Below are 11,792 nucleotides of genomic sequence, written 5' to 3'. Positions count from 1 at the left end.
GTCGGGGGAACCGACGCTCCCGCGTCGCTTCCCTCCTCCGCCTTGCGGCTGCGCTCGGCATCCGAAGGACCGTTCAATGCGCCGAGACGGAGCGAGCGCAGCGAGTGCGGTGCACCTGACACCTCCCCGCCCGCCCCAAGGGGCGGACGACGCTACTTCGGAATGACTCGTCTAGCCGGTGGCGGCCACTCCCCGGCCGGCGGCACGCCGCCGGGGGAGCGTGGTCGGCCAGTGGGCGAGCGCGGCCGTCGCTCCGTACCAGGAGGCGAGCCCGGACACGGCGGCGACCCAGCCGCCCACTTCGGCCAGGCCCGAACTGTCCGCGAACCGGGCGCCGGCGAGCAGGGTGAGTCCGAGTGCGAGATGGCCGAGAATGGAAGTGGAATTGGTGCTTCCCGCAGAGACGTCGTTGTCCACGGCGGGCTCCCTTCACGATGTGCGGGTGCTGAGTCCCAGCGGCCGTTATGTACCCTTCACGAGCGCACAACCCACCTCTACGCGTGAGTAAATTCACGCCGTGACCAAGAGAGTTGACGGCCTCTCAGGCCGAACGGACGTCCCGCGAGGGGCTGTTACGGGATGACAACGACGGGGCGCTGCGCGCGGCGGGCGAGCCGCCCGGCGACCGAGCCGAAGATCCGCCCGACGATGCCGTGGGTGGAGCCGACGACGATCGCGTCGGCGGAGTACTCCTGGCCGACCTCTTCGAGTTCGTGGCAGATGTCGCCGCCGCGCTCGACCAGGATCCACGGCACCTCGGCGAGGTAGTCCGCACAGGCCAGTTCGAGGCCGAGCACTTCGGTGCGGTGGTCGGGGACGTCCACGAAGACCGGGGGTTCGCACCCCGCCCAGACCGTGGTCGGGAGCCGGTTGGCGACATGGACGATGATCAGGCCGGAGCCGAGGCGCCGGGCCATGCCGATGGCGTAGGCGAGCGCACGCTCGCTGGACATCGAGCCGTCGAAGCCGACGACCACTCCGTGCCGGAAGGCCGGATCACAGGAGGCGCGTGTCTGTTCCGCCGCTTGCAGGTCCGACAGTGGGTCGGCTACCTGCTCGCGGTCTGCGGGTTCTGGGATTTCGTGACCGGCCATGGATGTCTCGGCGAAAGAGGTCCTCTTGAGAAGGAGCAACGAGTGGCGGGGTGGACGGAGCTGTGTCCGGGAATCGTCTTCCCAACCCCATACCCCAAAGGGTACGGCGACACTCCTCTCATGCCCAGAGCCCGCCGCGTCACACGCGGCGTTCCAGGGAGCATGCACGAGGCGGTCCCGGATCGCAATGCCGGATGGCCCCTACAGGCTTCCCGGGCGGTGCCCCGGTAGCCCCGCGGAGATCCAGGATCACCCCCACGGGTGACCGGACGGCCCGGCTCCCGTCGGCCATGCCGCCGCCCCCGGGGGCGCCCGCGCTTCCGCACCACCCGGCGCCCGCCTCTCACGGGCGCCACGCGCCACGGGGCGCGCGGGGGCCGCGGCGGGGCCCAGGACCCGCCCCCAGGCCCCTCCCGGGCCCGGAGCCCGCCCCGCCACGCGGAATAATGGGAGCGGTCCCACCGACCTCCGACAGGCCCGCCACGGGCCCTGTGCGAGGTCGCGCGGATTCGCGCCACCCGGGGCCGGCCCCCGTCGGACACGGTGGCGTCGTACGTAAGGATGTACGGAACGTACGGACCGTCCGGAAGCCGTCACTCGTGGAGGGTTCAACCAGATGGACAGGGGGCGCGGGAGGTCTCACGCGCGTACGAGGGTGGTGCGCCGGAGGATTGAGCGCATCGCACAGACGCACCCATCACTTTTCAGCCAACTTCGCACTTGGGCCCAACCTTTGATGAAATGGCCTGCCAACCCCCTTGCCACCAGGGAAGAAAGGACCGCTACGGCCCTCCGCACCCTACGGGGATGGGCCATGCATGCGACGCCCACTTCCACTCTCGGCTCGCGAGTGGAACGCTTCGTGATCGAATGCTTCGCGCCAAGTTGCCTTGTCGACATAGCGCCGGTTGGAGAACTTGTCACGCCGGCACCACGGAACACAGTAGATTCGATCATGAGGATCGACGGCTGGGGACCCGTGCAAAACCGAGGGGAATCGTGCAGGAGCGAAAGGCCCGACAAGAACGGGGAGACGAGAACACCGAGGGGGGCTTAGCGCCATGAGCCAGGACTCCACCGCCGTACCGGAGTCAGTACGGAAGCTTTCCGGGCGTCGACGCCGGGAAGTCGTCGCCGTGCTTCTTTTCAGCGGCGGCCCCATCTTCGAGAGCTCCATTCCGCTCTCGGTGTTCGGAATCGACCGCCAGGACGCCGGGGTTCCCCGCTACCGCCTGCTCGTCTGCGGTGGGGAGGACGGCCCGCTGCGCACCACCGGCGGGCTCGAACTGACCGCGCCGTACGGCCTGGAGGCGATCAGCAGGGCAGGCACCGTGGTCGTGCCGGCATGGCGGTCGATCACATCACCGCCACCACCCGAGGCACTGGACGCACTGCGCCGTGCCCATGAGGAGGGCGCCAGAATCGTCGGACTGTGCACCGGCGCGTTCGTGCTCGCGGCGGCCGGACTGCTGGACGGCCGGCCGGCCACCACGCACTGGATGTACGCCCCGACGCTCGCCAAACGCTATCCGTCCGTCCATGTGGACCCGCGGGAGCTGTTCGTCGACGACGGGGACGTGCTCACCTCCGCCGGAACAGCGGCCGGAATCGATCTGTGCCTGCATATCGTCAGGACCGACCACGGCGCGGAGGCAGCGGGGGCCCTGGCCCGCCGGCTGGTCGTACCGCCGCGCCGCAGTGGCGGGCAGGAGCGCTATCTGGACAGGTCTTTACCAGAGGAAATCGGCTCCGACCCGCTCGCCGAGGTCGTGGCCTGGGCACTGGAACATCTCCACGAGCAGTTCGACGTGGAGACGCTCGCGGCGCGCGCGTACATGAGCCGCCGCACCTTCGACCGGCGGTTCCGTTCGCTCACCGGAAGCGCGCCGCTCCAGTGGCTGATCACCCAGCGGGTGCTTCAGGCACAGCGGCTCCTGGAGACCTCCGACTACTCGGTCGACGAGGTCGCCGGCCGCTGCGGCTTCCGCTCCCCGGTGGCGCTGCGCGGGCACTTCCGGCGGCAGCTCGGCTCCTCCCCCGCGGCATACCGGTCCGCCTACCGGGCCAGGCGCCCGCAGGGCGATCCCATGCCGCCGGGGGTCATGGAGTCGATGGTGCCCGCCCAGGCGTCCGCGCACTCCAGGCGGGCGGCGGCGGCCTCCAGTCCGCCGGGCCATCCGGCGGCGTCCGCGGCGCTGCCGGACCACGGCAAGGCCGGACCCGACATGTACGCGACAGGCCCGGGCCGTCCGAGTCTGCCCGGCCAGCGGAGCGCCCCGTAGGGTAAGGCGTATGAACGATCGAATGGTGTGGATCGACTGCGAGATGACCGGGCTCTCGCTGGCGGACGACGCACTCATCGAGGTGGCCGCGCTGGTCACCGACTCGGAACTGAACGTGCTCGGTGAAGGGGTGGACATCGTGATCCGCCCGCCGGACGCGGCGCTGGAGACCATGCCCGAGGTGGTGCGGCAGATGCACACCGCCTCGGGACTCCTCGACGAGCTGGCGGGCGGCACCACGCTCGCGGCCGCCGAGGAGCAGGTCCTGGCGTACGTACGCGAGCACGTGAAGGAGCCCCGGAAGGCGCCGCTGTGCGGCAACACGGTCGGCACCGACCGCGGCTTCCTGCTCCGTGACATGGCGACGCTGGAGGGCTACCTCCACTACCGCATCGTCGATGTCTCCTCGATCAAGGAACTGGCCCGCCGCTGGTATCCGCGGGCCTATTTCAACAGCCCGGAGAAGAGCGGCAACCACCGCGCGCTGGCGGACATCCGCGAATCCATCGCGGAGCTGCGCTACTACCGGGAGGCGGTCTTCGTACCGCAGCCGGGGCCGGACTCCGACCGCGCGAAGCAGATCGCGGCGAAGCACGTCCTGCGCACGGAATAGGCCCCACGGCCCCGCTCCGCACCCCGGAACAACGCGGGTGCGAGCACCCTCGCGGACCCTGTACACTTTTTCTCGGCCGGTCAGGGAAAGAAAAAGACCGGTCGTGGTGGGTATAGCTCAGCTGGTAGAGCACCTGGTTGTGGTCCAGGATGTCGCGGGTTCAAGTCCCGTTACTCACCCTTGTCGATCAAGGCCCGATCTGTGGAAAGCAGGTCGGGCCTTCTTCGTCGCCGAACGGCGCTCGCCCTCCTTCTACGCTGTGCCACATGATTCGTGCGGTGGTGTTCGACGTCGGCGAGACACTGGTCCGCGACGACAGGTACTGGGCCTCCTGGGCGGACTGGCTGGGGGCACCGCGCCATACGGTCGCCGCCCTCGTCGGAGCCGTCGTCGCGCAGGGCCGGGACAATGCGGACGCCCTGCGGCTCATCAGGCCGGGCATCGACGTGGCAGCGGAGTACGCGGCCCGGGAGGCCGCGGGCCAGGGCGAGCGGCTCGACGAGAGCGATCTGTACTCCGACACCCGGCCCGCCCTCGCCGCCCTCCAGGGGCAGGGCGTCCGCGTCGTCGTCGCCGGCAACCAGACCGTCAAGGCAGCGGAGTTGCTGCGCGCTCTGAACCTGCCGGCCGACCTCGTCGCCACCTCGGGCGAGTGGGGTGTCGCCAAACCCTCCGCCGAGTTCTTCGCCCGCGTCCTTGCCGCGGCGGGAACGCTCGCGTACGAGACGCTCTATGTCGGCGATCACCCGGCGAACGACATCGGCCCCGCGAAGCAGGCGGGACTGCTGACCGCGCACCTGCGCCGAGGACCGTGGGGATACCTCTGGGCCGATACGCCGACGGCGGCCGAGGCGGACTTCCGGATCGACGGTCTGCACGAGCTCGTCGACATCATCCGCTGACCTCCGTACGGGTACGTCTGCCCGTGCATTGCCCCTACGCGACGGGTCCGCGTGGGTACGGTGCGACCGAGTCCCGCCCCGGAGGAGCCCGTATGGCCACCGCCCCTCAGCACATCGGTACGCGTATCGCCGCCCGCAGGCAGGCGCGCCGCATGTCGCAGACTGATCTCTCCCGCGTCTCGGGCGTCTCCCTCTCGATGATCAGAGGGATCGAGCGCGGCGTCCGGAGCCCGGGGGCGGCGACGCTCGATCGTCTCGCCACCGCGCTCGGCACCGATCCGGACCGGCTGCTCACCGCCGACCCTCCCCGGGTGTCCGAGCGCGTGCGAGCAGCATTGCCCCGGATGTCCGCGGCGATCGCCGGGTACGACATCGGCACGGACAAGGCCACAGCCACCCGTGCACTCCCCGAGCTGGCCACGGCGGTCTCCGCAGCGGAAACCCGCCGACTTGGCGCGCAGTACAGCGGCTTGGCGGCCGATGTGCCACGGCTGCTCACCGATCTGCTGGTCACCGTACATACCGTACGCATGGACCGGCAGAGGGCCGTACGACTACTTGCCCGCGCCGCGCGATCGGCGGACGCGGTGGCGTACAAGGCAGGGGCTCACGATGTGTCCGCACGGCTCATCGACGTGATGCGCTGGGCGAGCGAGCAGGCCGAGGACCCTCTGCTCGCCGCATCCGCCGCCTATGTCCGGACCGAGGTCTTCTTCGCCGCCCGTTCGTACGGGCTGGGGCTGAGGGCACTGGAGGCCGCCATCGACGACTGCGGCCCGCCTGTCGACGCACCGAACGCGGCAGCCCTGGGCGCGCTCCACATGCGGGCCGCGGTCGTGGCCGGCCGGAGCGGGGACGCCGATGCGGCAGAGACGCACCTTACGGAAGCGCGGGCGATGGCTTTACGCGTCCCCGAAGGCATCTACAGCGGAACCGCGTTCGGACCCGGTTCACTCAGGATCCATGAGGTGTCGGTGGCTGTAGCCCTGGACGGTGATCACACAGCCCGCGTCGTCGAAATCGCGCACGGCTGGAAGCCGCCGGTCGGCATGACGAGCGAGCGCCGGTCGGGCTTCTACATCGAAGTGGCCCGCGCGCAGGTGCGGAGCGGCCGCCGCGCAGATGCTTTCGCGTCGCTTCAGGTGGCCCGGTCCATCGCTCCGCAGCACACCCGCGCGCACCCCTGGGCGCGGGAGGACACGGCGACTCTGCGCCGCCTCGCGCGAGGCGAACGCTGACCTCAGCGCCTTCGCCGCATGGATCGGTGCCGCCTGAAGAAGGGTGATACACGGTGTAGCAGTTACACCCCGCCCCAGCACCCATGCTCTTTCTGCCCACACCAACCCGGCAGATGGGACAAAAGATGCAGTATGCACCAACGGCCGTGGCCCGCCGCCATGTCAGCCCTGTCCGGCTCCACGGCTACACCTGTCGGCACGACGGTCTCGTAGCCACCTCGCCGGCGAGCGCGGGGCACATCCGGTGACCGCTCACAGCGAGACCAGGCCCACCACGTCCGCCATCCAGGCCACCCTCGCCGAGGCCGCCGCACTCGGCGGAACAAGGGCCGACCTCTCCGAGCTGGCCGCCATCGGTGCGGAGCTGCGGAGGCACATCGCGGCCCTGCTGCCCGCCGCCGAGGCGCATGTCGAGGGGCTGTGGCGGGGCGGCCAGGAGTGGTACGGCCGCCGGTCCCGTCTGGACAACGTCCAGCGCCACGTCACCGAGCAGATGACGTCGTCCCCGCTGTCCGCTCAGGTGTACGTAGCCATCCTGCTCCGCGACTGCACGTGGCTTCTGGAGCACTACGGGAATCCGCCTCGGGAGGGCCGCTGATCTGCGCGCGCTGCGACAAGCCGGTCCTCCCCGGGCAGCCGTCGACCGAGACCACTGTCGAGACCGGCTCGGGTGCGGATCCACCCGTCCGGCAGCACCTGGTCTGCCGCCCGAACGCGCTCGCGAGGCCGCGCGACCACCAACTCCCTCGCGTATGACTCCCCTGGACCGCTCTGCACGGAGGGTCAGGACGAGTCGCGTACCACCAGCTCCGTCGGGAGGATGATCTGGCGCGGGCCCGGGCCCGGGCGTGCCAGGAGGGTTCCCGTGCCGTTGCCTCGTGTCCCGATCTCCGCCAGGACCAGGCGTGCCATCGCCCGGCCCATCTCCTCGATCGGCTGGCGGACGCTGGTCAGCGGCGGATCCATCAGGCGCGCGATCGCCGAGTCGTCGAAGCCGACCAGGGCCACGTCGTCCGGGGTCCGGCGGCCCGCCGTGCGCAGGGCCTGGCGGGCGCCCGCCGCCATGACGTCCGAGGCGGCGAAGACCGCGTCCAGGTCCGGGCGGCGGGCCAGCAGCTCGGTCATGGCCCGGCGGCCGCCCTCCTCGGTGAAGTCGGCCACGGCGACCAGCCCCTCGTCGGGGGCGTGGCCCGCCTCCGCCAGGGCGCGGCGGTAGCCGTCCAGGCGGCAGGCCGCGCCGTACACCGCCAGCCGGCCGGTGATCGTCGCGATGGTGCGGCGGCCCCGGGAGAGCAGATGCGTCACGGCCGTACGGGCGCCCTCCGCGTTGTCGGAGTCGACCGAGGGCAGCGGCTCGGCCTCGGACCTGCGGCCGCTGATGACGGTGGGGACGGGGATCCGGGCCAGCAGCTCGGGCAGCGGGTCGTCGGCGCGCACGGAGACCAGCAGAACGCCGTCGGCGCGGTGGGCGGCCAGGTACTGGGCGAGCCTGCGGCGCTCCCTGGCGCCGCCCGCGAAAGTGAGCAGGAGCTGCATCCCGGTCTCGGACAGCGCCTCGCCGACCCCGCTGACGATGTCCGAGAAGTACGGCTCGGCGAAGAACCGCGCCTCCGGCTCCGGTACGACCAGGGCGATCGCGTCGGCGCGGTTGGCGGCGAGCGCGCGGGCCGCCCGGTTGGGCACGTACCCCAGCTCCGCGACGGCCCGCTCGACGGCGGCCCTGGTCCGGGCGCTCACCCTGGGGGATCCGTTGATCACCCGGGAGACCGTGCCCCGGCCGACCCCGGCGCGTGCCGCCACCTCTTCGAGCGTCGGCAGCCTGCCGCCGCGCGGCCGGTACATCCGAGACGTCATCCGTGCCTCCCACCCAGTCGTCGCACCCGTACCCGCCCGGGCGCGCCCGCCCCTGCCCGCGTGCGCCCGTACCCGCCCCGGACGGGTCGTTCCGTACGCCCGGGCGGGCTGTCGCGGCCACCCGTCCGAGGAATCCGTTCCGAGTCCAGCCCTGTCCCTTGACACCCCTACGGGGACCCGCGACGCTTCAACACATCACATGTGGGAGCGCTCCCACCGTACCTGACCCATACATGCCCCGCACGTGGCCCGACCGCGCCGGATCCCCCCTCGCAACGCGGACAGCGGCACGCAGCACCGAGCACGCACGCGGTTGGCCGGAGGCCGGCGACGTCGGTGGCACTAGGAGGACGTCATGCGTACACGTACTCGTTCGTCCCGTCGGCTCGCGGCCCTCGCCGCCGCGGCGGCCCTGGCCGCGGGCGCCCTGGCCGGCTGCGCCGCCGACGACGAACCCTCCGCCTCCGCCTCCAGCGGCGGGGGCGACGGCGGCAAGGGCAAGACCACGATCACCGTGGGCGTCTTCGGCGCCTTCGGCCTCAAGGAGGCCGGGCTCTACGACCAGTACACGAAGCTCCACCCCGAGATCGTGATCAAGCAGACCTCCATCGAGCGCAACGAGAACTACTACCCGCAGCTCCTCACGCATCTGGGCTCCGGCAGCGGGCTCGCGGACATCCAGGCGGTCGAGGTCGCCAACATCGCCGAGGTCACCGCGACCCAGAGCGACAAACTGGTCGATCTCGGCAAGGCGCCCGGCGTCCGCAAGGACAGCTTCGTGCCGTGGAAGTGGGAGCAGGCCACCACCAAGGCGGGCCGGACCATAGGGCTCGGTACGGACATCGGCCCCGAGGCCATCTGCTACCGCAAGGACCTCTTCGCCCGGGCCGGGCTGCCCACCGACCGCGCGGAGGTCGGCGCGCTGTGGGCGGGCGACTGGCGGAAGTACCTGGACGCCGGGAAGAAGTTCAAGGCCAAGGCCCCCAAGGGGACCGCCTTCGTCGACTCGGCGAGCGGGGTGATGGCCGCCGTCCTCGGCAGCTCCGCCGAGCGCTTCTACGACGCGGACGGCAAGGTCGTCTACAAGACCAACCCGGCGGTGAAGGCCGCCTGGGACGAGGCCGCCTCGTTCGCCGGGAACGGGCTGACCGCCAAGCTCCAGCAGTTCACGCCCTCCTGGGACCAGGGCTTCTCCAACAACGCCTTCGCCACGGTCTCCTGCCCGCCCTGGATGCTCGGCTACATCCAGGACAAGGCCGGGGACGCGGGCAAGGACAAGTGGGACGTGGCCGCCGCGCCCAAGCCCGGCAACTGGGGCGGCTCCTTCCTCACCGTGCCCGAGGCGGGCAAGAACAAGGAGGCCGCCACCGAGCTGGCCGCCTGGCTGACCGCGCCCGAGCAGCAGGCCACCCTCTTCGAGAAGCGCGGCAGCTTCCCCAGCTCGCAGGCGGCCTACGCGCTGCCCGCGGTCTCCGGCGCGAAGCACGCGTACTTCGGCAACGCGCCGATCGGGGAGATCTTCGTCCAGGCCGCCAAGGGCGTACCGGTGCAGATCCTCGGCCCGAAGGACGGGATCATCTCGCAGAACCTGGCCGATGTCGGCATGCTCCAGGTCGACCAGAAGGGGACCTCGCCGAAGGACGGCTGGAACGCGGCCGTCAAGGCGATCGACAACGCACTGGACCAGTGACCGATGGCCAGTGACGCACCCGCCGCCGCGCCCTCCGGGGAGGAGGGCGCGGCCCCGGCCCACGGCCCCGCCGCCTCCGGCGGGACGCGCGCGCGGACCCGCCCCGGTGGGCGGCCCGGCACGGCGCGGGGCCGGAAGGACAGCACGGACCGCGAGCACGGGGAGGACGAGCGGCGCAGGGAGCGGCGCAGCCGCTGGTACCGCCGCGACGTGCGGTGGAGCCCGTACGTCTTCGTCGCACCGTTCTTCGTCTTCTTCCTCGCCTTCGGCCTCTTCCCGCTGCTCTACACCGGCTGGGCCTCGCTCCACCGGGTGGAGCTGACCGCGCCCGGCGACATGGAGTGGGTGGGGCTGCGGAACTTCTCCCGGCTGGTGAGCGACGAGTTCTTCTGGAACGCGCTGAAGAACACGCTCACCATCGGGGTGCTGTCGACCGTTCCGCAGCTCCTGATCGCGCTGGGCATCGCCCATCTCCTCAACTACCGGCTGCGCGGCTCGATGTTCTTCCGGGTCGCCGTGCTCACCCCGTACGCCACCTCGGTGGCCGCCGCGACCCTGGTCTTCGTGCTGCTCTTCGGCCGCGACTACGGGATGATCAACTGGGCGCTGGGGATGGCCGGGATCGATCCGGTCGACTGGCAGAACGGCGCGTGGACCTCGCAGCTCGCGGTCTCCACGATCGTCATCTGGCGCTGGACGGGCTACAACGCGCTGATCTATCTGGCGGCGATGCAGTCGATCCCCGACGATCTCTACGAGTCGGCGGCGCTGGACGGCGCCTCGCGCTGGCAGCAGTTCCTCCATGTGACCGTGCCGTCGCTGCGGCCGACCATTCTGTTCACGGTCGTGGTCTCGACGATAGGGGCGACCCAGCTCTTCGGTGAGCCGCTGCTCTTCAACGGCGCCGGAGGCGCGAACGGTGGGGCCGACCATCAGTTCCAGACGCTCGGGCTCTATCTGTACGAGCAGGGCTGGGTGAACCTGCATCTCGGCCGGGCCTCGGCGATCGCCTGGACGATGTTCCTGATCCTGCTGGTCGTCGGCGCGGTGAACTGGCTGATCAGCCGTCGTCTGCGCACAAGCTCGCAGGGCCGGTGAGGGAGACACATGTCCACGACGACACAGTCACAGTCAGAGTCATCGGAGTCGGAGCGGAAGTCGCCGGCGGGCGCCCGGACACCGGGACCGCCGCCGCCCAGGGGCGCCCGGGGGACGGGCGGGCGCGGCGCGGGACGGCAGCTCCACGGTGGCCGGATCACCTACGCCGTGCTGATCGTGTTCACGGTCGGCTCGCTGTTCCCGCTGGTGTGGACGGCGATCGCGGCGTCCCGTAACAACACCCGGCTCGCGCAGACCCCGCCGCCGTTCTGGTTCGGCGGGAACCTGTTCAAGAACCTGGAGATCGCCTGGACCGACGCCAACATGGGGACGGCGCTGCTCAACACGACGATCGTCGCCGGTTCGATCGCCGCCGGTACGGTGCTCTTCTCCACGCTCGCCGGATTCGCCTTCGCCAAACTCCGCTTCCGGTTCAAGAACCTGCTGCTCCTGCTGGTCATCGGCACGATGATGGTGCCGCCGCAGCTCAGCGTCGTCCCCCTGTACATGCTGATCGCCGAGCTGTCGTGGACCGACCGGCTCCAGTCGGTCATCCTGCCCACGCTGGTCAGCGCGTTCGGCGTGTTCTTCATGCGCCAGTACCTGACCGGGGCGCTGCCCACCGAGCTGATCGAGGCGGCCCGGGTGGACGGCGCGGCCAGCTGGCGGGTGGTCTGGCACGTCGTCTTCCCTGCCGCGCGGCCCGCGATGGCCGTGCTCGGGATGCTGACGTTCGTGATGGCCTGGAACGACTTCTTCTGGCCGATCATCGCGCTGACCCAGAACGGCAGCCCCACCGTGCAGGTGGCGCTGACCGGGCTCGGCCGCGGTTACATCCCCGACCAGTCGGTGATCATGGCGGGCGCGCTGCTGGGCACGCTGCCGCTGCTGATCGCCTTCGTCCTGTTCGGCAAGCACATCGTCGGCGGCATCATGCAGGGCGCGGTCAAGGGCTGACGCCGCGCCCCGCCCGCCGGGTCCCACCGCATCTCACCCCCCACCCACACCCCCCATCCCTACG

The 11,792-nt window shown here is 70.9% G+C and carries 11 protein-coding genes and 1 tRNA gene; 9 read left to right on the top strand and 3 right to left on the bottom strand.

Annotated elements, in window-relative coordinates:
- Positions 1-171: 171 nt before the first annotated feature.
- Both ACIQ7D_RS09550 and ACIQ7D_RS09545 read right to left on the bottom strand, forming a co-directional pair.
- The gene (locus ACIQ7D_RS09550; protein ID WP_403935534.1) at positions 172-417 is read right to left on the bottom strand and encodes a hypothetical protein; all 246 of its coding nucleotides are present in this window, start codon (positions 415-417) and stop codon (positions 172-174) included.
- 155 nt (positions 418-572) lie between these two features.
- Positions 573-1,094 (bottom strand): universal stress protein, encoded by a 522-nt coding sequence (locus tag ACIQ7D_RS09545; protein ID WP_030354999.1) that lies wholly within the window; start codon positions 1,092-1,094, stop codon positions 573-575.
- Positions 1,095-2,155: 1,061 nt separating this feature from the next.
- On the opposite strand from ACIQ7D_RS09545, the gene ACIQ7D_RS09540 reads away from it, so the two are divergent.
- The 6 genes from ACIQ7D_RS09540 (at position 2,156) to ACIQ7D_RS09515 (ending at position 6,727) form a co-directional block, all read left to right on the top strand.
- A complete protein-coding gene (locus ACIQ7D_RS09540; protein WP_403935532.1) occupies positions 2,156-3,376 on the top strand; it encodes a GlxA family transcriptional regulator in 1,221 nt (406 codons plus the stop codon).
- A gap of 10 nt (positions 3,377-3,386) precedes the next feature.
- On the top strand, positions 3,387-3,989 hold the full coding sequence (gene orn, locus ACIQ7D_RS09535) for an oligoribonuclease (protein ID WP_403935530.1): 603 nt from the start codon (positions 3,387-3,389) through the stop codon (positions 3,987-3,989).
- Between the two features lie 106 nt (positions 3,990-4,095).
- Positions 4,096-4,168: transfer RNA gene (locus ACIQ7D_RS09530), tRNA-His, on the top strand.
- 87 nt (positions 4,169-4,255) lie between these two features.
- The gene (locus ACIQ7D_RS09525; protein WP_403935528.1) at positions 4,256-4,891 is read left to right on the top strand and encodes an HAD family hydrolase; all 636 of its coding nucleotides are present in this window, start codon (positions 4,256-4,258) and stop codon (positions 4,889-4,891) included.
- Positions 4,892-4,983: 92 nt separating this feature from the next.
- On the top strand, positions 4,984-6,129 hold the full coding sequence (locus ACIQ7D_RS09520) for a helix-turn-helix domain-containing protein (RefSeq protein ID WP_403935526.1): 1,146 nt from the start codon (positions 4,984-4,986) through the stop codon (positions 6,127-6,129).
- A gap of 244 nt (positions 6,130-6,373) precedes the next feature.
- A complete protein-coding gene (locus ACIQ7D_RS09515; protein ID WP_403935524.1) occupies positions 6,374-6,727 on the top strand; it encodes a DUF6415 family natural product biosynthesis protein in 354 nt (117 codons plus the stop codon).
- A 185-nt stretch (positions 6,728-6,912) separates the two neighbouring features.
- On the opposite strand, the gene ACIQ7D_RS09510 is transcribed toward ACIQ7D_RS09515, so the two are convergent.
- Positions 6,913-7,983, bottom strand: coding sequence for a LacI family DNA-binding transcriptional regulator (locus tag ACIQ7D_RS09510; RefSeq protein ID WP_403935522.1), 1,071 nt, complete (start codon positions 7,981-7,983; stop codon positions 6,913-6,915).
- Between the two features lie 355 nt (positions 7,984-8,338).
- Here ACIQ7D_RS09510 and ACIQ7D_RS09505 point away from each other — a divergent pair, with 355 nt between their 5' ends.
- Genes ACIQ7D_RS09505 through ACIQ7D_RS09495 form a run of 3 tightly spaced genes read left to right on the top strand, consistent with a single transcriptional unit; the run spans position 8,339 to position 11,728 of the window.
- On the top strand, positions 8,339-9,673 hold the full coding sequence (locus ACIQ7D_RS09505; RefSeq protein ID WP_403935520.1) for an extracellular solute-binding protein: 1,335 nt from the start codon (positions 8,339-8,341) through the stop codon (positions 9,671-9,673).
- Positions 9,674-9,676: 3 nt separating this feature from the next.
- Entirely contained in the window at positions 9,677-10,771 is a 1,095-nt protein-coding gene (locus ACIQ7D_RS09500; RefSeq protein ID WP_403935518.1) for a carbohydrate ABC transporter permease, read from the top strand.
- A 9-nt stretch (positions 10,772-10,780) separates the two neighbouring features.
- Entirely contained in the window at positions 10,781-11,728 is a 948-nt protein-coding gene (locus ACIQ7D_RS09495) for a carbohydrate ABC transporter permease (protein WP_403935516.1), read from the top strand.
- Positions 11,729-11,792: the final 64 nt, after the last annotated feature.

Source organism: Streptomyces sp. NPDC096310 (genome assembly GCF_044763125.1).
GTDB lineage: Bacteria > Actinomycetota > Actinomycetes > Streptomycetales > Streptomycetaceae > Streptomyces.
Note: the sequence above shows the minus strand (reverse complement) of the source record. Positions and strands in the feature narration are given on the sequence as shown.